This is a genomic window from Pseudomonas sp. PDM09, from assembly GCF_014852305.1.
Taxonomy (GTDB): Bacteria; Pseudomonadota; Gammaproteobacteria; order Pseudomonadales; family Pseudomonadaceae; genus Aquipseudomonas.
Genome location: NZ_JACVBI010000001.1, coordinates 905,726 through 929,243 on the forward strand (window position 1 = coordinate 905,726; position 23,518 = coordinate 929,243).

The 23,518-nt window shown below is 54.4% G+C and carries 20 protein-coding genes and 1 pseudogene; 9 read left to right on the top strand and 12 right to left on the bottom strand.

The features are described 5' to 3' along the window. Window positions 1-38: 38 nt before the first annotated feature. The 6 genes from IB250_RS04010 to gcvA form a co-directional block, all read right to left on the bottom strand. Window positions 39-671, bottom strand: coding sequence for a TetR/AcrR family transcriptional regulator (locus IB250_RS04010; protein WP_192343073.1), 633 nt, complete (start codon window positions 669-671; stop codon window positions 39-41). A 174-nt stretch (window positions 672-845) separates the two neighbouring features. Further along, window positions 846-1,694 (bottom strand): ABC transporter permease, encoded by an 849-nt coding sequence (locus IB250_RS04015; protein ID WP_179053930.1) that lies wholly within the window; start codon window positions 1,692-1,694, stop codon window positions 846-848. A gap of 5 nt (window positions 1,695-1,699) precedes the next feature. Then, on the bottom strand, window positions 1,700-2,974 hold the full coding sequence (locus IB250_RS04020; protein WP_192343074.1) for an ABC transporter permease: 1,275 nt from the start codon (window positions 2,972-2,974) through the stop codon (window positions 1,700-1,702). 39 nt (window positions 2,975-3,013) lie between these two features. After that, window positions 3,014-4,096: an ABC transporter ATP-binding protein gene (locus tag IB250_RS04025; RefSeq protein WP_192343075.1), complete on the bottom strand. Its 1,083-nt coding sequence runs from the start codon at window positions 4,094-4,096 to the stop codon at window positions 3,014-3,016. 113 nt (window positions 4,097-4,209) lie between these two features. Continuing rightward, on the bottom strand, window positions 4,210-5,265 hold the full coding sequence (locus IB250_RS04030; RefSeq protein WP_192343076.1) for an ABC transporter substrate-binding protein: 1,056 nt from the start codon (window positions 5,263-5,265) through the stop codon (window positions 4,210-4,212). A 233-nt stretch (window positions 5,266-5,498) separates the two neighbouring features. Further along, a complete protein-coding gene (gene gcvA / locus IB250_RS04035) occupies window positions 5,499-6,398 on the bottom strand; it encodes a transcriptional regulator GcvA (RefSeq protein WP_192343077.1) in 900 nt (299 codons plus the stop codon). Between the two features lie 281 nt (window positions 6,399-6,679). On the opposite strand from gcvA, the gene IB250_RS04040 reads away from it, so the two are divergent. From IB250_RS04040 to IB250_RS28795, 7 genes and pseudogenes are all read left to right on the top strand, one after another. Continuing rightward, on the top strand, window positions 6,680-9,178 hold the full coding sequence (locus IB250_RS04040) for a CoA transferase (RefSeq protein WP_192343078.1): 2,499 nt from the start codon (window positions 6,680-6,682) through the stop codon (window positions 9,176-9,178). A 132-nt stretch (window positions 9,179-9,310) separates the two neighbouring features. Continuing rightward, the gene (locus tag IB250_RS04045; RefSeq protein WP_041983780.1) at window positions 9,311-10,468 is read left to right on the top strand and encodes an iron-containing alcohol dehydrogenase; all 1,158 of its coding nucleotides are present in this window, start codon (window positions 9,311-9,313) and stop codon (window positions 10,466-10,468) included. A gap of 71 nt (window positions 10,469-10,539) precedes the next feature. Next, on the top strand, window positions 10,540-12,036 hold the full coding sequence (locus IB250_RS04050; RefSeq protein ID WP_192343079.1) for a CoA-acylating methylmalonate-semialdehyde dehydrogenase: 1,497 nt from the start codon (window positions 10,540-10,542) through the stop codon (window positions 12,034-12,036). 282 nt (window positions 12,037-12,318) lie between these two features. Then, the gene (gene tnpA, locus IB250_RS04055; RefSeq protein WP_192343080.1) at window positions 12,319-12,636 is read left to right on the top strand and encodes an IS66-like element accessory protein TnpA; all 318 of its coding nucleotides are present in this window, start codon (window positions 12,319-12,321) and stop codon (window positions 12,634-12,636) included. Then, entirely contained in the window at window positions 12,633-12,968 is a 336-nt protein-coding gene (gene tnpB, locus IB250_RS04060) for an IS66 family insertion sequence element accessory protein TnpB (RefSeq protein WP_192343081.1), read from the top strand. The genes tnpA and tnpB overlap by 4 nt, the downstream gene beginning before the upstream one ends. Window positions 12,969-13,101: 133 nt before the next feature. Continuing rightward, window positions 13,102-14,425, top strand: a pseudogene (tnpC, locus tag IB250_RS04065) (IS66 family transposase); the annotation flags it as partial. A gap of 9 nt (window positions 14,426-14,434) precedes the next feature. After that, the gene (locus tag IB250_RS28795) at window positions 14,435-14,548 is read left to right on the top strand and encodes a transposase domain-containing protein (protein WP_263864761.1); all 114 of its coding nucleotides are present in this window, start codon (window positions 14,435-14,437) and stop codon (window positions 14,546-14,548) included. A gap of 17 nt (window positions 14,549-14,565) precedes the next feature. Here IB250_RS28795 and IB250_RS04070 read toward each other — a convergent pair whose 3' ends face one another. Next, a complete protein-coding gene (locus IB250_RS04070; protein WP_192343082.1) occupies window positions 14,566-15,024 on the bottom strand; it encodes a winged helix-turn-helix transcriptional regulator in 459 nt (152 codons plus the stop codon). A 96-nt stretch (window positions 15,025-15,120) separates the two neighbouring features. On the opposite strand from IB250_RS04070, the gene IB250_RS04075 reads away from it, so the two are divergent. Continuing rightward, window positions 15,121-16,077, top strand: a complete 957-nt coding sequence (locus IB250_RS04075; protein ID WP_192343083.1) for an aromatic alcohol reductase — start codon at window positions 15,121-15,123, stop codon at window positions 16,075-16,077. Between the two features lie 473 nt (window positions 16,078-16,550). On the opposite strand, the gene IB250_RS04080 is transcribed toward IB250_RS04075, so the two are convergent. The 4 genes from IB250_RS04080 to IB250_RS04095 all read right to left on the bottom strand — a co-directional run bounded on the left by IB250_RS04080 (window position 16,551) and on the right by IB250_RS04095 (window position 20,116). Beyond that, entirely contained in the window at window positions 16,551-17,738 is a 1,188-nt protein-coding gene (locus tag IB250_RS04080; protein ID WP_192343084.1) for a DUF3800 domain-containing protein, read from the bottom strand. Window positions 17,739-17,799: 61 nt separating this feature from the next. Next, complete coding sequence (locus tag IB250_RS04085) at window positions 17,800-18,168, bottom strand: hypothetical protein (protein ID WP_192343085.1); 369 nt, start codon at window positions 18,166-18,168, stop codon at window positions 17,800-17,802. Between the two features lie 503 nt (window positions 18,169-18,671). Then, window positions 18,672-19,046: a hypothetical protein gene (locus IB250_RS04090; protein WP_192260344.1), complete on the bottom strand. Its 375-nt coding sequence runs from the start codon at window positions 19,044-19,046 to the stop codon at window positions 18,672-18,674. A gap of 101 nt (window positions 19,047-19,147) precedes the next feature. Beyond that, window positions 19,148-20,116, bottom strand: a complete 969-nt coding sequence (locus tag IB250_RS04095) for a toll/interleukin-1 receptor domain-containing protein (RefSeq protein WP_192343086.1) — start codon at window positions 20,114-20,116, stop codon at window positions 19,148-19,150. A gap of 532 nt (window positions 20,117-20,648) precedes the next feature. On the opposite strand from IB250_RS04095, the gene IB250_RS04100 reads away from it, so the two are divergent. After that, entirely contained in the window at window positions 20,649-20,915 is a 267-nt protein-coding gene (locus IB250_RS04100; protein ID WP_192343087.1) for a hypothetical protein, read from the top strand. A gap of 522 nt (window positions 20,916-21,437) precedes the next feature. Here IB250_RS04100 and IB250_RS04105 read toward each other — a convergent pair. Beyond that, window positions 21,438-23,213: an SIR2 family protein gene (locus IB250_RS04105; protein WP_192260341.1), complete on the bottom strand. Its 1,776-nt coding sequence runs from the start codon at window positions 23,211-23,213 to the stop codon at window positions 21,438-21,440. Window positions 23,214-23,518: the final 305 nt, after the last annotated feature.

Consider the following 23,518-nt stretch of genomic DNA (forward strand, 5'->3'; position numbering starts at 1 on the left):
CTCAATTAGACCGATCGTCTATAAAAGGCCAAAAAAAATTAACGCGGTAATCCGGCCATGAATCCGTTGATGAACGTATTTAAAGGGGCTGTGCTTTTCACCAGCCGTGCTCTGAGCACCGCACCTTCCCAACCAATCCAAAAGTACGCAGCGAGTTCTGCGCAATCAACATGTCTGGCGAGTTCGCCAGCATCCTGTGCCTCTCTTAGACAAGTGGCCAATTGTTGCTGCCAACTGAATAGGGTGGCATCTAGATGCTCACGGAAACCTGCGGGAAGGATGGTTACTTCCTGGCTAAGGTTACCTACCAGGCAGCCGCGTCTGAACTGGTATTTCTCCATCCCTCCTTTCGCGTCCTCGACGAAGGCTAGAACACGCTGCAGAGGAGTCATTGAGTCATCGAGAAACCAGCGTTTGAGCTTGTTGGCGAAGTAAGCTGCGTAGTTGTCCATCACGGCCCGTCCAAAATCTTCCTTGCTATCGAAGTAGTGGTAGAAGGAGCCTTTTGGAACACCGACCGTCTTCAGTACGCCGTCGATGCCGGTGGCCATGAAGCCCTGCTCAGTTAGAATTTCTGTCCCGCAGCGAATTAGTGCGTCACGGGTATCCGGATTCTGTCGGGATACCTTGGGCGGACGGCCACGGCGAGGAGTTTGCGAGGATTTGATCATGGCTAAGTATATTAGACTGATCGTCTACAAAGTCAATTTCATAACTGCCATGACGGTTGCCTAGGAGGTTGGAGTAGATAAACCGAAGCAGAGATTGCCTAACCTCTGCCCGGTTTCTTTTTTGACGCATCTTTATAAAAGTGTGCGTCTCACGGGCCTCAGGAACTACGCTCGTTACTCTTTGATGCCTCGTAAGCGCAACGAGCGTCGACGCATGAGTTCAACAGCGACCAGCAATGCCACCGAGCCGAGAATCAGTAATGTGGCCGCCGCCAGGATGGTTGGGCTGATCTGTTCGCGCATGCCTGACCACATCTGGCGCGGTATGGTGCGTTGCTCAACCCCGCCAAGAAATTGCACCAGCACCGCCTCATCGAATGAGGTCACCATCGCAAAGAGCGCGCCGGACATGATCCCTGGACGAATAATTGGGAAGGTCACGCGGAAAAATGTATATGTGGAAGAAGCTCCGAGGCTTGTCGCTGCTCTGGTCAACGAATGGTCGAAACCAACTAATGTCGCCGTCACTGTGATGATGACGAATGGCGTACCGAGTACCGCATGGCCCAGAATGATGCCAAGGTGGTTTTGCCCGATGCCCAGTGCGCTGTAGAAAAAGTACATGCCGGCAGAAGAGATGATCACCGGTACGATCATCGGCGAAATCAGGGTGCCCATCAGCAGTCCCTTGCACGGCAGATTAGCGCGGCACAAGCCGAGTGCTGCCAACGTCCCGAGTGCCGTTGAAATCACCGTTGCGCAGAAGGCGATCAGCAGACTGTTCTTGAACGACAGCACCCACAGTGGATCCTCGAGAAGCATGTGGTACCAACGCATTGAAAAGGCCGCTGGATCAAGGCTGAGCATGCCGCTGGTAAAGCTGAAGTAGGGCTCGACGTTAAATGACAAAGGCACCACTACCAATATTGGCAAAATCAGAAACAACAGCACCAATACCGCAAAGCTTCGAACGCTGAAGAACCAGACTCTGCCCATCGGGCTGGTATAGCTTGGAAGACTCATTTCGATTACCCCAGTTTCATATTGTTGATGCCCACGACCCGGTCATAAATCCAGTACAGCACCAGGACAATCATCAGGAGGATGGACGCGATGGCGGCGGCCAGTCCCCAGTTCAGGGAGGTCTGCATGTGGTAAGCAATGAAATTGCTGATGACTTGTCCGGTACGCCCACCCACCAACGCCGGAGTGATGTAGTACCCCGTCGCCAGAATGAACACCAGGATGCCTCCAGCGCTCAATCCAGGCAGAGACAAGGGAAAATAGATCTGCACAAAAGTGCGGAACGAACTGGCGCCCATGGAGTGCGCTGCACGGGTATAGGTTGTGTCGATGCTTTTCATGACGCTGAACATCGGCAGCACCATGAAAGGCAGAAGGATGTGGGTCATAGCAATGACCGTTCCGAACATGTTGTACATGAGTTCGAGTGGCTGGTTGATCAATCCCATGCTGTTCAACGTGCTGTTCAGCACACCGTTGGATTGCAAGATCACCATCCAGGCGCTGGTGCGTACCAGAAGTGATGTCCAGAACGGCAATAGCACCATGACCATCAACAGGTTGCTGGTTTTTGCTGGAAGGGTGGCGAGCATGTAGGCCAGCGGATAACCCAGGATCATGCACAACGCCGTGATACCTAGTGCAACCATCAAGGTCTTGATCAGAATGCTGACGTAGATGCGTCGGCTCTCAGGTTGTTGAACGACCTTACCTTGGTCGTCATAACGCAAGTCCAGGGCCGCGAGATAGTTAGTTGCGGAGTAGGCTGGCGCCATTTTCTTCAACTGCATCCAGGTGCCGATCTGCCCCCAGCGCTTGTCGATGCCGGTCATTGTGGTGTTAAACGCACCTGGCACGACGACCTTGCTGGCCAGGCCACGTGCAGTGCGGGCCATCAGGCTCTTGGCGTCAACCATCACCCTATTGAGATCGGAGCCGACACTGTCCAATTGTCGGGCCTCTTGCAGGGCGAGGATTTCATGACCCACGGTGGCGAACAACTGCTCGTCTGGCAAGGCTGTGCCCTCCCAGTTGGCTAATGCGGCTGCGGTCTGTGGCATCGCCGTGGAAAGGGTCGGGTTCTGGATGCTGCGCAGCAACATCGCGCCAATAGGCAGCAAGAAAAATACCGTAATGAATGCCAGCAATGGGACGACCAATAGCAGTGATTTGGTCTTGTTTAGACGTTCTGCCCGGTCAAGGCTGGACTTCAGGTTTCCTTGAGGTAGGGGCTCGCTGACGGTCTCTAATATGGGGCTGACGGTATATGAGTTGTTCATCTGGGTGCTCCGGCAAAACAGTAAAGTCGTTGTAGGGCTTCAGGCGTCCAGCGCCCGACAGTCGTCGGCTGACCAACCCACATCGATGCAAGTACCGGCTTGGGGAGCAGCGTGTCCTGCGGTGTTGACCATCTTGACGATGAACTCGTCGTTGCCTGCCAGTTTCAAGCGCGCTCGCAAGTGATCACCGTGATAAATGATCTCCTCAATGCGGGCCGGCATATGGTTGTCGTACTCACCTGGACGTGCGCCAATCTGCACGCGCTCAGGACGAATCGACAGTGTGGTGGTCGAGCTTACAGGTTGGATATTGACGGCCAGCGCCTTGACGAGATGCTCACCAACACGCACCTGGCAGTAACGTTCCTGGCGCTCGATAATCTGCCCCATCAGCCGGTTGTTCTCGCCGATGAAACTCGCGACAAATGCGGTCTGCGGTTTTTCGTAAAGGTCGGACGGATTGGCCAGTTGCTGGACAATTCCATCGTTAAAGACTGCGATGCGATCCGACATCGTAAGGGCTTCAGTCTGATCGTGAGTAACGTACACAACTGTGATGCCGAGCTGTTTTGACAGACGCTTTATTTCATATTGCATCTGTTCACGAAGCTGTTTGTCCAGCGCTCCAAGCGGTTCATCCATCAGCACCAAACGTGGCTCGAAGATTAATGCGCGGGCCAGTGCAACACGCTGTTTCTGACCGCCAGACAGCTGAGCCGGCATTCGCTTTGCGAATTGTCCCAAGGCCACCAGGTCAAGTGATTTACGCACCCGGTCTTCGATGTCTTGCCGGGACAATTTGCGCACTTTCAGTGGGAAGGCGAGGTTTTCTTCAATGGTCATGTGAGGGAAAAGGGCATAGTTCTGAAACACCATGCCGATACCGCGCTTTTGCGGAGCTATATCATTTACCGGTTTTTCATCAATGCAAATTTGCCCATGAGTCACGGTCTCGAACCCTGCCAACATCATCAAACATGTCGTCTTGCCGGAACCCGAAGGGCCAAGCATGGTGACGAACTCACCCTGTTCGATTTCGAGGTTGAAGTTTTTGACGACCAGATGTTCGCCGTCATAACTCTTCTGCACATTTCGAAAGCTAACGAATGATTCAGTACGCATGGGAGATATCTCTTGTTATTGGTGCTGTAGAGGAGCCGGGCACGAAAAGTCGCCCGGGCCCGCCAAAGGGGTGTGTCAGGTGTGCTGCGGCAAGGTTGTGGTTGAGTTTTTGGTTACTTGGACAGCCAAGCGTTGAAGCGCTCATTCAATTCGTCTGCATGGTCTCCCCACCACTGGGAGTCCACCTGGAGTGCGCTGGCAAAGTTTTCAGGGCTAGTTGGCAAGTTGGGTTTGACCTTCGGGTCTACCAGGGCTTGCGCCGAGAGTCGTGTAGGGCCGTAGGCGATATAGTTACTTTGGTCAGCCAGTACCGAGCTCTGAGTGGCAAACTTCAAAAAATCCATCGCCTGATCTTTTTTCGGGTTGCCGGCAGGCACTACCCAAGCCTCCATGTCGTACATCTGACCATCCCACACGATTTTGAATGGCTGCTGCTCTTTCTGCTGCGCAATCACGATACGTCCGCTATAAGCTGAGATCATGCTGACCTCGCCATCGGCTAGCAGTTGCGGCGCTTGTGCCCCGGCTTCCCACCAGATGGTGTCCTTTTTGATTGTGTCGAGCTTGGCAAAAGCTCGATCCAGGCCATCTTCAGTCCCCAGCATTTCGTACACCTTTTCACGGGGCACGCCGTCGGCCATCAGCGCCCATTCAAGATTGACTTGAGGTGCTTTACGCAGTGCTCGCTTGCCTGGGAAGCGCTTGGTGTCGAAAAAGTCTTTCAGGGTATGGGGCTGTTCGCCCTTGAAGGCTTTGGTGTTGTAGGCCATGACTGTCGACCAGACATAACTCGCCACGCCGCATTCCGTCAGGGCCCCTGGCAGAAAATCCTTTGCAGCAGGTGTTCCATCCGGTGCAGGTGCCAGGGTGGCTGGGTCAATTCGTTCAAGCAGGCCGTTGTTACAGGCACGAATGACGTTCGGTATTTCAGCATCGACTACGTCCCAAGTGACCTTTTTGCTGTCTACCTGAGTCTTGATTTGCGCGATGCCCCCGGAATAGTCCTCCGAAATCACCCGGGTACCAGTGGCGGCAGTGAAGGGTTTGTGTGCGGCTTGGATCTGGGCGTTTGTTAGGTTGCCGCCGTAGGACACAACCGTGAGAGTGTTTTCTGCGTAAGCACTGCAGGACACTATGCCGGTTAGCAAAAGAAACGTTGCGCTTTTCATGCGTGAGACCCCTCGTTTTTATTTTTGTGGGAAACCGTCACAAGCTCTTCGCACGGAGTGCGTGAGCAACCGAAGAGACGATCAGGGCTTTACTCTCGGCAAAAAAATCGGAAGGTAAAAGCAATAAAAAAAAACCCAATGGGGCGATTTTTTTTATGGGTGCAACACAAAAATTATCTATTGGTGTCTAAAGTGAAGGGCTTCAGGCATTCACGGATTCAAAAATCACTTCCTCATTCTTCGCTACGCGCGGCGTACGCTTCTTCCATCAGCCAACTTGCGAAAGCTGCCGCTTGGGGATTGACGATTTTGTGCGGGGAATACACTAAGTAAAACGCTTCTGAGGTTTTAAATTTTGCGGTCAAAGGGGCGATGAGTTGTCCTGATTCAAGATACTGCTCGACGAGCGAAGATCGCGCCAAGGCAACTCCTTGACCCAGCTCCGCCATTTTCAGTGCGGAAATAAGCGTGTCGAACTGCAGTCCTTGAGATGAGTCAACGTCGTCGGCCTTGGCCTTTTTCAACCAATAGCCCCATCCCTCCTCATAACCCAAGACATGCAGAAGTTCGTGGTGACGAAGGTCTCTTGGGGTTTTCAAGGGCTTTTGCGTTGTGGGCAAATCAGGGGCGCACACAGGGAAAAGCAAATCCCAGGTCAGCCGTTCACTCTTCAGGCCAGTCCATTTACCGCTGCCATATCGAATTTCCAGATCAGATTCGAGATCGGTTTCGCCCATCCAGATGTTGCTGGTGATGCGCAAATTGACATCTGGATGCTGCTCGCGAAATCGCGGCAGACGACCCGAAAGCCAATGAGTAAAGAAAACCAGACTGCTGCGCACTGTGAGCACCTTCCGGTGCCCTTGACCGAATATCTCATCGGTCGCCGCTGCAAGACGCTCCACCGATTCATGGACGACGGGTAGAAAGGCTAAGCCAGGCTCCGTCAGTTCCAAACCTCTAGGTAGACGCTTAAACAGAGCTGCGCCGAGCTGCGATTCCAGTGCTTTGATCTGCTGGCTGACGGCTGCCTGAGTGAGACTTAGTTCTACAGCCGCCTCCGTAAAGCTTAGGTGACGAGCGGCTGACTCGAACGCGCGCAACCAGTTGAGCGGAGGTAGTCGCTTCTTCATGGCTCAAAATTCTCTGAGGAAAAGTGCCTGGCTATGGGGCGAGCCAGCGTACGTCTTGTAGCGGCAATCCATAAATCCTACTCCTATCGCATAAAAAAAATGAACCCATAGGGTTTTTTTTTATTGCTTTCGCAGTCCCCAACTTTTCTCGAAAGTAACTCCCAGATCGCCACTCAATGGGCCAAGCCTGAAACGCTTTGAGCCTCTGCAGACGGCTTCTGAAAACCTAAACCCTGCGTGAAAGCTTGAAGAAGCAGGACAATAAAAATAATGGGTGAAACATGACAAACCTCAGTCAGCTACCCCTTTGCGGTGTGAACGTTATCGATTTTGGCCAATACATTGCCGGCCCCGCTGTCGCGATGATACTGGGTGATCTCGGGGCCACGGTCATTCATATTGATCCACCCGCTGGCCCGCTCTGGGATAGCCCGGCGAATGCCGTCCTCAACCGAAACAAGCAGTGCTTGCGCTTGGACTTGAAGTCTACTGAGGGTTTGCACCACGCGAGGCAGATGATCGCTAAAGCTGACATCGTGATTGAGAACTTCCGTCCTGGCGTGATGAAAAACCTGGGACTGGATTTTTCCGAGTTGCGTCGTGAACACCCGCAACTGATCACCTTGTCCATTCCAGGTTTTGCAACCAATGATGAACTCCGAAGCCAATGGCGTGCCACTGAGGCAATTATCGCTTCAGCCTCAGGGGTTTTCACTGATATGGGGCAAAATCGGGTATTGATGGGCATTAATCCGAGCTTTTCTCCACTGCCACTCGCATCCGCTTACGGCACGATGCTCGCCGTCTCGGCTGTGGTGCTGGCATTGCAATCCAGACAACGCACTGGCATGGGTGATGAGATCGAAGTGCCGCTCGCTTCGGCGGTCATGGAGGGACTTTCTTACAACTCAATCAAGATCGACGGCTATCCAGCGCGCTACAAAACCTTGCGTGAAAAGGAGATTGAGCGTCGACGAGCCGAGAACCTGCCGATGAACCTCAGTTATGAGGATTTGCAGGAGTACCTCGACCCCTTCTACCGTACCTATGAATGTGCTGACGGACGCAAATTCTACGCAGTTTGCCCCTCCCATCGCTCGCATGCCAAACGCTGCCTACAGGCAATGGGTTTGTACGAGGAAATGCTCGCTGCGGGTCTTCCTAAAGTTGAAGATCCTTACCTGCCATTTGCGCAATGGGAAGGTGATGCCTCACTCGGTGTTTATCCGCTTCCAGCTCACTGGGCGAAGGTTATCTCGGCTCGCATGAAGGAAGTCTTCCTGACCAAGACGGCTGCGCAATGGGAAAAAATCTTCGGTGAAGGGCAGTTTCCTGGTGCTCCTCATCGTTCAACTCAAGAGTGGTTGCATGATGAGCATGCAAACACTGCAGGCTTAGTGGTCGACGTCACTGACTATCAATATGGGCTGATGAAACAGCCCGGCGCTATAGCCTGGCTGGAAGACAGTGCAGAGTTGATGTTGTCTCCGCTCTCACGACGAGAAGTCAGTATCGAGGAGGCATTGGCCACCGTGAGTGAAGGCACTCGCGAGGAGTTGCCAGTCGCAAATCAGCCGTGTTCAAAAGGATGGCTGGACGGTGTTCGTATCCTCGACCTGACCAACGTGATTGCCGGCCCGCACTCGACCTCATTCCTCGGGCGATTCGGTGCGGATGTCATCAAGCTTGACCCCACCAAGCCTAATTACGATCCATGGAACACCGTGGTGTTCGGTATGTCTTCGGCGCGCGGTAAGCAAAGCGTGTTGGTCGACCTCAATCAAGATGAGGGGCGTGAGGTATTCGACAGGTTGGTGAAGTCAGTGGATGTCATTGTCATGAATGCGCCTGATCGCCAACTGGCGCCTTTAGGGTTAGATGAGGCCAGCCTGAAGGCCGTGAATCCTGAGGTGATTTTCTGCCAGTTGGACTGCTTCGGTGGCCCGTGCCGTGGCCCTAGAACTGACTACTTGGGTTACGACGATCTCATCCAGGCCACGACCGGCATCATGCTGCGGTTTGGTGGCGGTATGCAGACCCCGGAAGAACATGCTCATGTTGGCACCATTGATGTGATGTGCGGTTTCGCTGCTGCGCTTGGCGTGGCCACAGCGTTGTATCAAAAGTCCAGAACAGGCAAGGTCAGCCGAGCTCGGACGTCACTGGCTGCCTTGGGCAACCTGGTTCAAGTTCCTTTCTGTTACGACTACTCGGGGCGCGCACCTTTTGATGAGCCGGCGGGTCGTGAGGTGTTGGGTTATAGCGATCTGTCGCGTTTCTATCGAACGGCTGACGGTTGGCTATACCTCGATGCAGATTCAGCGGATCTGGGCAGACTGGATGCAGTTCAAGGCTTGAACGGCCTGTCTGCGGCAGGTGACCACGCGGCTTTCCTCAGTGCAGCTCTGGCCAAGGTGGCGGGAGAAACCTGGCAACGCCGTTTGCAGGAAGCCGGAGTCGCCGCTGCTGTCCCGGATAACATCGACAATCTCCGCAATCGCTACAGCCGACCTGCTGACAACTACCCGGGCACGGACAACGGGAGCTACTCGTTCAGTGTCTATGCCGATCATCCGAGTGGGCGCTGCGTAACTCAGCTCGATCCCTTTGCCATACGCCCGCGCCATGCGGCGATCCGCAGCCTTTCACCAGCAGAAAAATTTGGCGCTTCAACCAGATCTGTCTTGGGTGAACTCGGTTACAGCGAAAGTGAAGTTGACGCTCTCATGACCCGCAGCGTTATCAGCGACAGCTGGAGCCAAGAGTATTTGCCCAGCTGACATTCCCGTCAGAGGTTAAGGGTAAGAAGTTTCACAAATGCCCATCTACCTCGGCGACTTCCATCACAAGAAAAATAGGGGGCGGCACTCTCCTGGAGTCGACGCCCCCACAGGGAAACTTTCGGAGGCAACATGTCGAATCAAATAGTTCTGCCGCGCATCCTGCAGGTGGGCGCCAAGGCCAGCGAGGCCATTCCAGATGTGCTCGCTAGCCTGGGTTGCCATCGACCATTGATCATCACTGACAAAATGATGGTGCAACTCGGTTACGCCGGTCGTATCCAGGATGTACTTGCAAGCAAAGGTTTGAGCGCCGACGTTTTCGCCGACACTGTTCCTGAGCCCACGGTCGATTCGATTCGTGCCGGTGTTGAACATGCTAGATCGGGCGACTATGACAGCATCATTGCATTGGGTGGTGGCAGTCCAATCGACAGTGCCAAAGCCATTGGTATTCTCGCCAAGTTCGGTGGCGAGATGCGTGACTATAAATTTCCACGGCAGGTGAGCGAGCAAGGCTTGCCGATCATTGCAGTACCGACCACAGCTGGTACCGGTTCGGAAGTTACCCGTTTCACCATCATTACTGATGAACAGAACGACGAAAAAATGCTCTGCGTAGGCATCGGGTTTATGCCTGTGGCGGCATTGGTCGACTACACCCTGACGCTCTCCCTGCCAGCTCGTGTCACGGCGGATACCGGTATCGATGCACTAACCCACGCCATTGAGGCCTATGTCAGCCTCAAAGCCAACCTCTACAGTGACAGTCAGGCGCTGGCCGCGATGCGCCTGATTGGCCCGAACTTGCGCCGGGCCTATCACGCAGGCCAGGACATTGCAGCGCGCGAGGCGCTGATGCTGGGATCTACTTTGGCCGGCGTTGCGTTTTCGGCAGCCTCGGTTGCCCTGGTGCATGGTATGAGCCGCCCGATTGGAGCTTTTTTCCATGTGCCACACGGACTTTCCAACGCGATGCTGCTGCCAGGCGTAACAGCTTTCTCCATCCCAGGCGCCCCAAAACGTTACGCCGATTGTGCACGGGCCATTGGTGTTGCGACCGTTGAGGACAGCGACGATAGCGCCAACGCTAAGTTGCTCGTCGAACTGCAAGCCCTCAATGACGAGCTGCAAGTTCCTACACCTGAAGGCTTTGGCATCAGTCGCGCACGCTTCTTCGAACTGATGCCAATTATGGCTGAGCAAGCCCTCGCATCCGGTTCACCGGGCAACAATCCTCGGGTGCCTTCGGTCGACGAGATGATCGAGCTCTACCGAAACCTCTGGTAGCCAAAACGATAACCACGCCTCTTCATCACTTCAGCGGTAACTGCCGCGTACATAAAATAAGGAACACTCACATGATTACTGTAGGTCATCTGATCAACGGCCAGATTGTCACTGACACTGAGCGCACTCAGGACGTGTTCAATCCTGCGACGGGCGAAGTCACCAAACAGGTTGCGCTGGCCTCGAAACTAACGGTCGAAAAAGCCATTGCTGCCGCTGAAGCGGCTTTTCCTGAGTGGCGCAACACACCACCTATCAAGCGCGCGCGGGTGATGTTTCGCTTCAAAGAACTGCTTGAGCAGAATGCCGAACGTATCTGCCAAATGATTGGTGAAGAGCACGGAAAGATAGTCCACGATGCCATGGGCGAGCTTCAGCGGGGCATCGAAAATGTTGAATATGCGTGTGGTGTGCCCGAGTTGCTCAAGGGGGACCACAGCAAAAATGTTGGCCCTAATATCGATTCTTGGAGTGAGTTCCAACCGCTGGGTGTAGTTGCTGGAATCACGCCATTCAACTTCCCTGCGATGGTGCCGCTGTGGATGTTTCCTATGGCGATTGCCTGCGGTAACTGCTTCATCCTGAAGCCCTCCGAGCGCGATCCAAGTTCGACCCTGTTCATCGCCCAACTGCTGCAGGAAGCTGGTTTGCCGAATGGCGTCATGAGCGTGGTTAATGGTGACAAGGAGGCCGTTGATACCTTGCTCCACGACCATCGTGTTCAGGCGGTAAGTTTTGTAGGCTCGACACCAATCGCTGAGTACATCTACCGGACGGCTGCGGCAAATGGCAAACGTTGCCAAGCATTGGGTGGAGCAAAAAACCACGCCATCGTCATGCCAGATGCGGACATCGATAATGCGGTCAACCAGTTGGTGGGGGCTGCATTTGGATCATCAGGGGAACGATGCATGGCTCTGTCTGTAGCGGTCACAGTAGGTGATGCAACAGCCGATGCCTTGATCAGCAAAATGCGCGAAGCAATGACCCGTCTCAAGGTCGGCGCCTATCAAGACAAGAGCAACGACTTTGGCCCGCTGATCACTCGCCAACATCAGCAAAAAGTGATCGGATACATCGACAGTGCAGAAGAGGAGGGCGCGGAGGTCGTAGTGGATGGTCGAAACATTCAGGTTCCAGCTTGCGAGAACGGTTTTTTTGTTGGGGGGACATTGATCGATCAAGTCAAACCCGGCATGCGCTGCTACGAGGAGGAGATCTTTGGGCCGGTACTGTTGATCGTGCGCGCGCAGAGTATGCAAGAGGCGATGCAACTGATCGATGCTCATGAATACGGTAATGGCACCTGCATCTTCACTCGCGATGGTGAAGCAGCCCGATACTTCTCGGACAACATCAAGGTCGGCATGGTCGGCGTCAACGTACCGCTCCCAGTACCTGTCGCGTATCACAGCTTTGGTGGCTGGAAGCGCTCGCTCTTTGGCGACCTGCATGCCTACGGCCCGGATGCCGTTCGTTTCTATAGCAAGCGTAAAACGGTCACTCAGCGCTGGCCATCTTCGGGCATCCGCGAGGGTGTAGAGTTCTCTATGCCGACGATGAAGTGAATCCCCTTATCTCAGGTGACCTAAATGCAAGCTTCGAATCTTTGCTTGCTAGGTGATTTCAATTTGAGTATGAAATGGTTCTGCAACAGACAGTGTGAAAACCTAGCAATCTGTCCAGCCCCTTAAGAGAATGCTCCGTATCGAAAAATGCGGAGCATTTTTCATTATGGCCTACATACAAGGTAAGCGCCCGGTGAACACACCTTCAGAATTCCAGAATTAAGGGCGATGGTGTCCGCCTAATTTTTAGCGGACGCGATCACCCTTATCGCTAGGATTTCCATGCGCCAACGAAGCTCTTATTCCAAATCCTTTAAAACTCAGGTAGTGCAGGAATGCCTCCAACCTGGCGCCACGGTTTCGAGCGTCGCCATCAGCCACGGCATCAACGCCAACGTCATCCGCAAGTGGCTGCCTATTTACCGCGACAAGCGCGCAGCATCGCTGCCAGCATTCGTACCACTGCAACCGATGCCCAAGCGTCACGTTGATGTTGTGGTAGTTATCACGCTGCCGCTGGGCGACAAATCCATGACGGTCAAATGGCCGGTCTCCGACCCGGACGGCTGCGCCCGCTTCATTCGCAGCCTCTCGCAATGATACGCATCGACGCTATCTGGCTCGCCACCGAACCCATGGACATGCGTGCCGGCACCGACACGGCGCTGGCCCGTGTTGTCGCGGTATTTGGTGCGGCGAAGCCGCACTGCGCCTATCTGTTTGCCAACCGACGCGCCAACCGGATGAAAGTGCTGGTGCACGATGGCGTGGGCATCTGGCTTGCAGCACGGAGATTGAACCAAGGGAAATTCCATTGGCCTGGAACTCATCGCGGCCTGGAAGTCGAACTCGACGCTGAACAACTGCAAGCGCTGGTGCTCGGTTTGCCATGGCAGCGGGTTGGTTCTAACGGCGCAATTACATTGATTTAGCCCCGCCTTTCAGCTGTGGCAGGTGGGCTGCTTTGGTAAAATCCACAGCATGACTTCCTCGCTCAATCTCGACCACATGACGCCTGAACAACTGCGCGCCCTCGCTGCGCAGTTGCTGTCGAAGGTCGACACCATGGGCCGAAAGATCCATCGTGACGAGACGATCATCGAGCAGCTCTCTCACGAAATCGCGATCCTCAAACGCCACAAGTTTGCCAAGCGCAGTGAGCAAATAAGCCCGGCGCAAGGCAGCTTGCTGGATGACTTGCTCAACACCGACCTCGAAGCCATCGACGCCGAGTTGAAAGCACTTCGTCCCGCCCCGGCACCGGACAAACCCAGTCAGCAGCCCAAGCGTGCTCCGTTGCCTGCGCAGTTCCCACGTACCGTAATCCGTCATGAGCCGGAAAGCACTCAGTGCGCCTGCGGCTGCCAACTTCAGCGTATCGGCGAAGACGTCAGCGAGAAACTGAATTACACGCCGGGCGTGTTTACCGTTGAGCAACATGTGCGTGGGAAGTGGGCCTGTCGCCAGTGCGAAACCCTGACCCAGGCGCCGATTCCGGCACAGGTGATTGACAAGGGCATCCCCACTGCCGGCTTGTTAGCCCACGTAATGGTGGCCAAGTTCGCTGACCATCTTCCACTGTACCGGCAGGAAAAGATCTTTGGCCGTGCCGGCCTGGCCATCCCTAGATCCACCCTGGCGCAATGGGTGGGCCAAACCGGCGTGCAGCTTCAGCCGCTGGTCGATGCGCTGCGCGAAACAGTGCTGGCCCAGCGAGTAGTCCACGCCGATGAAACACCCGTGCGAATGCTGGCACCGGGTGAAAAGAAAACGCACCGAGCGTATGTCTGGGCCTACTGCACGACACCATTCTCGGCACTGAAGGCGGTGGTCTACGACTTCAGCCCGAGCCGTGCTGGCGAACATGCGCGCAACTTCCTGGGCACCTGGAACGGCAAGCTGGTCTGCGATGACTTCGCAGGCTATAAGGCCGGCTTCGAAGGGGGGCATCACCGAAATCGGCTGCATGGCCCATGCTCGCCGCAAGTTCTTCGACCTGCATGTGGCGAACAAAAGCCAACTGGCCGAACAGGCGCTGCACTCAATCGGAGGCCTATACGAGGTTGAACGGAAGGCCAAAGAGATGAGCGATGAAGATCGCTGGCGATTACGGCAAGAAATGGCGATGCCCATCGCGGAGAAGTTGCATGAGTGGATGCTGGCTCAGCGCGAACTTGTGCCCGAGGGCTCGGCCACGGCCAAGGCTCTGGATTACAGCCTGAAACGCTGGGTAGCGCTGACGCGCTACCTCAATGATGGTGCTGTACCCATCGACAACAACCGGGTCGAAAATACGATCCGGCCTTGGGCCCTTGGCCGTTCGAATTGGCTCTTCGCCGGATCACTGCGCAGCGGTAAACGAGCGGCGGCAATTATGAGTTTGATTCAATCGGCACGCATGAACGGGCATGATCCGTTCGCGTATCTCAAGGATGTACTGACGCGGTTGCCGACACAGAGGGCCAGTGCAATTGGCCAATTACTACCGCATCAATGGGCACAGGGCTCCTAACACGCTGTGAGCTACCTTCAGTCAGACGCGTCTGAATCTAATGGTGTCGATGCAGGTATTTGCCATGCGGGTTTTTTGTCATCCTGACTGTCGAAAATACGCCGCGCCTTGCGGAAATCCTCAACGTTCTCGACAACCCAAGTCCAGATAGGTGACATGCGGATCAACAGTCCCATACCCAGCGGCGTCAGCTCATACTCGACACGTGGCGGAATCTCACCGAACTCCCGCCGAACCACTAGGCCATCCCGCTCCATGGAGCGTAGCGTCTTGGTTAACATCCGCTGAGTCACCCCAGCCATCTGCCTTTTTATTTCGGCATGGCGCATCGTGCCGTACACCCCCAGGGCATGCAGAATACCTAACGACCAGCGGCTGCCTGCGTGAGCAAGCACTTCTCGTCTGACGCCATCATCGTCTTCTCTAAGCGTTCGGCAAATTGTTTCTGCCTGGCTGAGAGCCTCCTGATCGGTCATTTCTTTCTCTGGTATCACAGGTGTGCCTTCTTACGAACGTTGCCTAATCGTGCAAGCATTTGTTCATCTTACAGGCAACAGGTCTCAGGAGAAATCATGACCGAAGTGACCCAGTTTTCCCCCCAATCCATTCTCGTTCTAGGCGCCGGTGAACTTGGGCTGCCGGTTCTGCGCAATCTTGCGCGAGTAGCAAAGCGCGCGCCCGGTTCCACAATCAGCGTCCTGCTCAGGGATTCGACCATCAACACTCAAGTGCCCGAGAAAAAGGTCGAAATCGATGAGCTTCGGGGCCTCGGCATCCAGATGGTGGCCGCAGACCTCGTGAATGACTCAATCGATCAGCTGGCTGAAGTATTCGCACGTTTCGATACCGTAATAGGCTGTGCAGGGATGGTTGCAGGCCGGGAAACCCCAATGAAGCTGGCTACCGCTGTTCTGAAGTCCGGTGTGAAGCGCTACTTCCCGTGGCAGTTTGGTGTCGACTTCGAGGTAATCGGTCGGGGCAGTCCTCAGGATCTGTTCGATGCTCAGCTTGATGTTCGCGAATTGCTTCGTGCCCAGGATAAAACTGAATGGGTAATCATCTCGACGGGTATGTTCACCAGCTTTCTGTTCGAGCCAGTATTCGAGGTGGTTGACTTCGAAAACGATACCGTGAACGCGCTAGGCAGTCTTGAGACCAGCGTGACGCTCACGACTCCAGACGACATTGGTGCGTTGACAGCGGAAATTGTTTTCTTCGAACCTCGCTTCCGCGATCAGATTGTGTATCTCTCGGGAGACACAGTGACGTATGGAGAGGTTGCGAGCCTCCTCGAACGTGTACTGAGCCGCCCGTTCAAACGTAACGTGTGGACTGTTCCGTACTTGCTCCAAGAATTGGAGAAAGACCCAACGCATCACATCAAGAAGTACCGCGCTGTGTTCGCCCAGGGCAGAGGCGTGGCCTGGCCTAAAGCAGGCACTTTCAACGCGCAGCAGTCGATTCAAGTCACGACCGCTGAGGAGTGGGCCCGTGCAAATCTGGCAACCTCATCAGCACAAGGGCAGTAGCTGAACGAACGTTCTCGCGCTGGGAGTTGACCTGCTAAAAAGCTCCTCAGTCTGATAATGGGCGCTGATGACCGAAGCTAAGGCGCGGAGTACGGGTCTGGTAATCCAAGACGCCGAATCTTTATCTTATCCGCACCATCTGCCGAGGTCTGAGGCGTCCCACTTTACTATCTCTTGAGTTTTCTAAGCGCGGATTCCGAACCACGGTGACTTAACCAAGCGCTTACTGAAGCCTTGCAAATGAGCGTGGTTTTGAGGAACACAGGGGGGAGAATGGTGTGGTCAGGTGTGTCTACCGGACGCTTACCATACAAGGAGAGTCCCGTAGCCAGACTGTCCCTGCCGAGCTATCTACTCTTATCGCTCCCACCTTACCAGAATCCACACCATCGAGATGCGGGCGTACCGCCCGTGTCTAGGAGTCAACACGCTCATCAGTGAGCCTTCCATCGGAAAAGTAATCCTGTAGAGTTTCATCCTGGATCGATGCAGTCTTCTGCAAACGCCTCGAGCGCAGCGAGCAGCTTGGACAGCTCACTCAGGTTGGCTGCCGTCACTATGTCATATGCGCCTCGACTACTCAGCCGATACACCTCTCGAGCCTTTTTGACACGTTCCAGTAGAGGAACAACAATGCCTGACGCTTTTTCAAGAAACTCATTCATGTCCGCACGCGTCTGGGGAATTTTGTAGCCTTTCGCCGCGCTTGTAATGATCACGTCCGAATCGCGAAGCTTGGCAATGCCACTGGAGCGGATTCTCTGGTCGTTGACGTCTCCGAAACCGCTATCTTTTAGGTGGGCGACAATTTCTGCGGTTGGCACGTAGTCTTTGGTGACGAATTCGCTTTGGAATCTCAAGAACCGCAAGATGCTTAGCTGCAGGCGCTCATCCTCATCAGCATGCTCGCCAACCCGCTCGCTAAAAAGGTCAGCTTGGCGGAGAGCTTCTTGGTGTACCTGGTAGTCTGCATAGCCAGTTTCATCCGTCGGCGGCGGCAAAAGAGGCTGGTATTTGGATGGCCACTCCAGCATGCCAAGAGTCAGGCCACGCAGGATCTTTTTGTAGGCAAGAACTGCTTTTTCCGACGCTTTCTCCTCGTATATCTGAGCCACTGAGCCAGCAAAAAAATCTGCAACCTGAACCAAAACGTTGTCCTTGCTGGCAATCGTCTGGAAGGCTTCTTTATCGCCAAATAGGTCGTCGACGAACCGTTCTGCAACGTAGCTTTTGAGGCTCTCCTGAAATTCCTGTCCACCATGCTCGTCTACGATCATCCGAAGATCAGGATATGCGCGGAACAACCGTTCATAGAGTAACCCGTTCACGTATTTTATGAACGAGGTTTTGATACGAAGGCCACCATCTTTGTGGATTCGAGATTTATCGACGACGGTGAAATAGAGCTTGAACGGCAGCTCAGCTAGCTCGTTGAGAATCCGGGCACGGCGATCTGAATCCTTGGGCTTCAGGTTGCTGGATTTGATCTCGCCTTTTTGAAAATGACGCTCGCGGAGTGCTTCAGCTTGGGCATAAGCAGCTTCCAGATCTTTCTCTGCCACTAAAGTGGAACACACGATGAAGAAGTCCGAGCTTCCACCCTTTGACGTGTCTAGGTCGGAATTCCCGGACTCATCCACGAAAGCATACGTTCTGTCCATGAGCTTGCTCCATTAACAACGTACTGAGCGCGGTGGGTCGCCCAATGGCAAGGTGGCGAACTCAGTTCGTCGCAGTAGTAGTGACTGGAGCGGGGCCTTCGCTGAACGTGTAGTTGATAACCACGTCATTTCGGATCAAGACGTCGAGAGTTTTCTGAGTGCCCGTAGTCGTCACCTTCATGGTGACCACATAGCTCTGGGCATGGGCTGAGCCGTTGCTGTAGGTATAGATCCACTTCTCGTCAGTTTCGCTGACTGCGCTTTTGGCGTAAGGCTCACCGAATAGCGACTTCAACTCAGTAGTCGTGGTTTTGCCTTTGGTGATGCTCGCTACACTGGCCGACGGAAAGTCTCGGCCTGCGGTGTAGTGCGACGTAGCGCAACCGCTGAGTGCGACAAATATTCCCATAATCACGATGAGCTTTTTCATATCCTTCCTTGATCGTAGAAAGCACCAAATCTAGCTGGCATCAAAGCTAAAAGCCATCACGAGGGAAATCATCTGCTTCCGCTCTTACAGTAATCAGAGCAGGCCAGCCAGCTAGCCGCAGACTGGGGGCATCCTTTTCAAACCATCCAAAGCATGCCCTCAGATGTGCCCCCAATGTAGCAATCCACCGGAAGTGAATGGAGCTCCATGGTTTGTGGAAAGGCAGAAATGATCAGCCGAATAGCCTGCCAGACGACGTCTAAAGACTCTCAGGGTCGCCAAAGAACATTTTGACTTGGCTCTAGGGCAGTAGTTACAGCCTGAAAAAATAGAATTGTGCCCCCAGTTTTGCCCCCATTTGCACCGGGTGTGCGAGCGATCGCGAATGGCGATTTCTGAAGCGGGGCGGGGTGGACGTGACTGGTATTCAGTGCGCCTCCGTATATTGGATGACCAACCAGAATCCGGCAAATCCTTGGTGGTTCGATGAGTCGATATGCGAACTACTTAGCCCGCCGAGATGAGACATATGGTGTGACGTCTCTGTCTTCTACCGCCTGAAGCTTGAAGTACTGCCCTTTGGCTTTCAGCGCATGGATGATGCGACATTGGGCATAAGCGGTGCCGTATGAGGTGCTCGGGCCTTGGATGTTGAGTACCAATTCCCCTCCGTAGCTTCGCTCGTACCTCAATTCTCTCAAGGCTCCCGCCGCTTCACCATTTGCCTCGGCGATCTCGATCACCAATTCCCTTAAGGCCGATTGGTCGGTGTCTGGTAGCTCAGCGGAAAACTTGACCTGGCGTTGGCTTTGAAAGCCTCCGCCACTGGCCGAGCCTATTCGGTTAAATGTGATGTGGGCGAGCAGGACTACTTCCATGGTCTGAACCTTCTATGTGAGTCTTACTTCTTTGTCGTAGGGGGCAGCGTCAAGGCCAAGTGCCCCCCCTGGGTTCTTTCTAATTCGCACCCAACAATGATTTACCGATTGCGTTGTAGCGGTGCGATGAGAAGGCCCCAAAGCGTCTCGGCACCGCCTTCTTGGGAAAGCTTCTGGTCTTGCCGAGTGTGGAACGCCATGCCGAAGGTCTTCAGGTACATGGATTGGTCGTCCGTATTTACGGTGAGCGCCTCGTTGTACGAGCCGCCGCCAAACGAGTCTCCATGGCTGTAGTAGATACCGGCGCCCATCTGGCCGCCGGTGAACACTGCCGCTTTTGCAACGTCGTGGCCGTCCCTGTAGATATTCGCAGAAAAGCGATTTGCATCTATCCGACGGAACACCCCTTCATACCCTGAGTTGCGCGCTTGGAGCTCCAGCAACGAGTTCTCAAAATAGCGGGCGATGTACTCGAAGCTGTCGAGCAAGAAGCGGTCTTTGTCCAGCTGGGTGAAGCTCTTAGCCATTCGAAGGTTACTCGACCTAGGGCCAGCCGGGGCGATAAGGGAGGGCGCTGAACCTCCATTGAAATCGTTGCGTTCGGCTCGCGGAGCAGTGTTCGGTTGGCCACGGCTGCGTCGCTCGGCGGCCTTCCGAACCTCCTTCGCAACCTGCAAGAATGCTTCGTCCCGATCAGGCCAAAGGGTCACTGGCTTACCATCTTGGGGCGTACCAAGCAGCTTGCCGAAGGGGGCATGATGCCAATCGCATGGGCGAAGAATCACAGGAATGACAGTCGCTTCTTTAGCGGCATGGCGCTCCATCGCGCGAGCCATCTCGATGTTGTAGCAATAGTCGGAAGCGATGAAATCCGGGCTTACCAGCAACAGGATAATTTCGTCGCTGTTGATGTGATCATCAATGGCAGCATCGATCTCTTGGCCTGCTCCGATTCTGCGGTCGTGCCAAGTCTCAATGACGCCTTGGCGCTTGAGCATCGAAAGCTGCTTTTCCAACTGGTCGCGCAGCGCCTCGTCAGCATGGCAATAAGAAAAGAACACGTTCGGCAAAAGGGTCACTCCTACTCGGATAGGTGCGATGTCGATCTTACGGGCAGCTTGGCTGCGAAGTACAGACGTGGGCTGGCTTGACTGCTGATAGGATGCCCTTCAGTTGAACCTGTCAGCCAAAAAACAACGGTGCTCGAGTCGTGACATGGTGGTAGATCATTTGGGCTCGCTCGTAATGAATGATGTGCTTGCCGTGAGGCGTTGGCCACACGAACTGACGGATCTCAAGTGGCGCAAATGTAAAGGAAGGTGGAAGGCCTAGGCGTCTCTTAACCGCGCCGTCAGCACTGTTGCATTGCTCGCAGATGATGACGGGAGCAAATGTGGTGATCCGATGAGGTTCTCCAAGAAGCGGTTTTCGTACGTAAAGGTCGGTTCCATGGTCATGGTGAGTATGGAGACCTACAGCCCAGCCTTCTCGCCTATGCGGTTTGTTCGGGTAAAGCATCGTCCAACGTAGCAATTGGTATCGTGTCCGTTCGCAGCACGGGCATCGCCAATGATCATCAAGCTTCGCCCATAGCTGGTGGCAATGGGCGCCATCAAAGCTCAGGTATTCCTTCCAGCTAGGAATGCGCCGGAGCAGATTGCTATTCAGCGTTTTCTCTCTGTTAGCATTCTTGATTTTGGTACCGTCGCAGGCCAAACAGTAGCCATTGGCCGAAAACTCGGGCTTGCAGGGACAGAGGTTTTTGGTCATCAGAGCGTCTCAGTCTGTCGTTGGGTTAACCCCGTGATGACCGCGCGCCAGGCATTTGTGCCGGAGTTACTGGCAGCCACCATCATTTGTAGCTGCTAACGGTATGCGGGTCTCTGAGGGGCTCATCTGTCCACGCAAGGCCAATGCAGAACTTCAGGGTCAAGGAGGCGTAGCTGATCACTGCATGTACTCCTCCTGCACTCACATCATCAACTGCTAGGTAGCACCATACAAGCAGATCACCAATCATCGCCCCCAACGCAGCCCTACAGGCAGTCAGCAAGCTACCTCCTTCGTTGATGAAGAACGTGTGCACTTCCCGCGACCTTCCAATGAGATGAAAGGATCGAAACGTCACCCTAAGCGTGAAGATGCTGACGATAGCGAATGCTATGAGCAGGTACACGTAGTAAGCCATGAGCTCGGGGGGCAGTAGCGCGGTCACCAAAACGCTCACCTCTTCTGGTGAGGTGGTCAGGAGTGGCAGTGACCCGATGAAGAACGCATAAATCACCCTCCCTCGATGCCCGCTGCCAGAATCCAAACTTGTCCTAGGTTTTCAGCAGCAAACGCATGTACCCCATTTGAATCGTATTTGCATTAATTGGAATGCGTGAGGCGTCAGTACCTGGACAGCCGCTTCAGTCCTTCAAGCATTTGCTCCAGGTAGCTTTGCGACCCAAGTGCGAACCCTGCTGCCAGCAGCGGGGCCCTGTACTCTTCGGTCGCATATTCGTGAGCGAAGCGGTTGATGGTCTCTGAATGCCAGGAAAGCCGGCCCAATGCGATTCTCTTGAAATCGTGGTTTTTCACCGCATCCGCGAGCGATTCTTCACTGACTCCGCGTTGCTCGCAGAAGAACAGGAAACTGAAAAACTCAAACCGTTCGTAAAGCAGCCCGTGATCCTGCAGACCTGCGAAGTCAGGCGCCCACCGAGGCGCAAGACGGTCATGGAGTCGGTTGCACAAGGGGGTAAGAGCTCTACTTTGGTCTTCGAAGCTCCTCCATAATTCAAGCAGGCCATTGGCTCCCTCAACGTAGAACGGTGATAGATCAACTCCCACAGGGAAAGGCATTTCGCGCCGGTTGATAAGGGTCGTGTTAAACAGCTCGTTTAGCTCGCTCAGGCGATTGGCCCGTACAAGTCCCATGCCATACGCATAGGTAACAAGTGCTATCGGGTAACTCTTCAATGCAAGTCCAGCTACCCAGCCTGACTGCTCGACCTGAGACGCAGCGTGCAGGCCCTTGATCGCATCCAAAACGATCGAATGCTCAACACCTGCACCCCATCGCCCTAACACTGCACAAAGGCGTGCTAGTGGCTCGATGGCCGCTTCGTATATCTCAACCAGATCGGTAAAGTCCTTGGACGTGCTGCCCTGAGGTCGTTCTGTGAATAGAGGAGCCAGATGGCTGATCGCTTGATGAGCCTGGCTTGTCACTAAATCATCGAGCTGAATCCTGTGTTCGGGTCTGGCCATAAAGCGTTTGGCCATAGCGAGAGTCAGCTCGATGCCGGCTGGGTTCTGCAGGCGGGATTGCTGGATGGTTTCCAGTTTGAGGTTCAGCCCATCGAAGAAGGTGTCGGCATCCAGGCCCGTCACGACGTTGGCGCGCCGCTGAGTGATGAGCTCTTGGCCACGCTCGCTCAATTTTCCTCGCGAAAGCCAGTAGGTCGGGTAGCGACGGGAGGGCGCCCTCAAAAACGCCGCCCTCAGCGCATGATCCCACTCACCTGACCAGCCCGCGACGATCAGCCCAAACTCATCGATGATGCGGTCAAGCAACGTATTGAACGCTGGCGGATACTTGCCCAGCTCCCCATCGGTATTGAGGATCCTGGCATCCTTGTAATCACCATGGATCTTCAGGATGTAGCAGGACGCATGAGTGAGTGGCTCCGCTCCTCCGAGGGTGTCTTCTGAACTGACGACAGTTGGCTCAACGCCGACATCGCGCAGTGCATTTTCCATGAGTCGGTCGAAGTTCGTCGTGATGATCACGCGCACATAACCCGCTTTGACCATCGCAGCGATCGCTCGATGTGCGGGGGTAGGCAGTTTAAGGCCATCCTCTAACTCGTCTTCGCTAGGTTCCAGAAAGCCTTGAATGATCGCTCGCCGTTCAGTCTGGGTTGTCGCCAGGCGTTCGAGCAACGTGGAGTAATTGGGCTGCTCTCCTGTTTGACCTACGTACCACGCGAGCCAATCTTCCTGTTCGCCGGCACCAGACGCTATGCCCCATCGTTTCACCAGCTCCATGGTGATTTCCCAGCCGGTCGGTATTCCCGCCGAGCGTGATACCCCCGAGCCAAGAAGCACTGCGTAGACGCCTTTGTTTTCAAACATTGAAAACGCGATTTGGGCTGTTGAATCACTGATGGCAGCAGTCATGCACATTCCTAAATTTCAGCGGGGAGGTGAGGTTTCTGCGCGAGCATCGGCTTATCTAAGAGTAGTCAGATCCGTGTCGGTCGGTGGCAGCGACGGTGGCTGGTGACGACTTGCTGCATCTCCAGCCAATCGACCTATTTGCGGTGCAAGATAAGCCCATGATTGTCGGCGCTGATGCGATTTTGACCCAGGTTGCTGATTTTGACTGACCCACACGCTGCCTCCGAAATCACCCGCAAGGTAATCATTTCTTGAGTACTCGGGTGGGTCAATGAATTCCGGTAGCCGGCGTCAAAATCGCATCA

What these genes read in the sequence shown, in the direction of transcription:
- IB250_RS04085 (WP_192343085.1), bottom strand. Translation starts at nt 18,168, where the DNA reads ATGAAAAAGCTCATCGTGATTATGGGAATATTTGTCGCACTCAGCGGT.
- IB250_RS04070 (WP_192343082.1), bottom strand. Translation starts at nt 15,024, where the DNA reads ATGACCGATCAGGAGGCTCTCAGCCAGGCAGAAACAATTTGCCGAACG.
- tnpB (WP_192343081.1), top strand. Translation starts at nt 12,633, where the DNA reads ATGATACGCATCGACGCTATCTGGCTCGCCACCGAACCCATGGACATG.
- IB250_RS04045 (WP_041983780.1), top strand. Translation starts at nt 9,311, where the DNA reads ATGTCGAATCAAATAGTTCTGCCGCGCATCCTGCAGGTGGGCGCCAAG.
- IB250_RS04030 (WP_192343076.1), bottom strand. Translation starts at nt 5,265, where the DNA reads ATGAAAAGCGCAACGTTTCTTTTGCTAACCGGCATAGTGTCCTGCAGT.
- tnpA (WP_192343080.1), top strand. Translation starts at nt 12,319, where the DNA reads ATGCGCCAACGAAGCTCTTATTCCAAATCCTTTAAAACTCAGGTAGTG.
- IB250_RS04105 (WP_192260341.1), bottom strand. Translation starts at nt 23,213, where the DNA reads ATGACTGCTGCCATCAGTGATTCAACAGCCCAAATCGCGTTTTCAATG.
- IB250_RS04100 (WP_192343087.1), top strand. Translation starts at nt 20,649, where the DNA reads ATGGGCGCCATCAAAGCTCAGGTATTCCTTCCAGCTAGGAATGCGCCG.
- IB250_RS04025 (WP_192343075.1), bottom strand. Translation starts at nt 4,096, where the DNA reads ATGCGTACTGAATCATTCGTTAGCTTTCGAAATGTGCAGAAGAGTTAT.
- gcvA (WP_192343077.1), bottom strand. Translation starts at nt 6,398, where the DNA reads ATGAAGAAGCGACTACCTCCGCTCAACTGGTTGCGCGCGTTCGAGTCA.
- IB250_RS28795 (WP_263864761.1), top strand. Translation starts at nt 14,435, where the DNA reads ATGAACGGGCATGATCCGTTCGCGTATCTCAAGGATGTACTGACGCGG.
- IB250_RS04090 (WP_192260344.1), bottom strand. Translation starts at nt 19,046, where the DNA reads ATGGAAGTAGTCCTGCTCGCCCACATCACATTTAACCGAATAGGCTCG.
- IB250_RS04010 (WP_192343073.1), bottom strand. Translation starts at nt 671, where the DNA reads ATGATCAAATCCTCGCAAACTCCTCGCCGTGGCCGTCCGCCCAAGGTA.
- IB250_RS04080 (WP_192343084.1), bottom strand. Translation starts at nt 17,738, where the DNA reads ATGGACAGAACGTATGCTTTCGTGGATGAGTCCGGGAATTCCGACCTA.
- IB250_RS04040 (WP_192343078.1), top strand. Translation starts at nt 6,680, where the DNA reads ATGACAAACCTCAGTCAGCTACCCCTTTGCGGTGTGAACGTTATCGAT.
- IB250_RS04075 (WP_192343083.1), top strand. Translation starts at nt 15,121, where the DNA reads ATGACCGAAGTGACCCAGTTTTCCCCCCAATCCATTCTCGTTCTAGGC.
- IB250_RS04020 (WP_192343074.1), bottom strand. Translation starts at nt 2,974, where the DNA reads ATGAACAACTCATATACCGTCAGCCCCATATTAGAGACCGTCAGCGAG.
- IB250_RS04050 (WP_192343079.1), top strand. Translation starts at nt 10,540, where the DNA reads ATGATTACTGTAGGTCATCTGATCAACGGCCAGATTGTCACTGACACT.
- IB250_RS04015 (WP_179053930.1), bottom strand. Translation starts at nt 1,694, where the DNA reads ATGAGTCTTCCAAGCTATACCAGCCCGATGGGCAGAGTCTGGTTCTTC.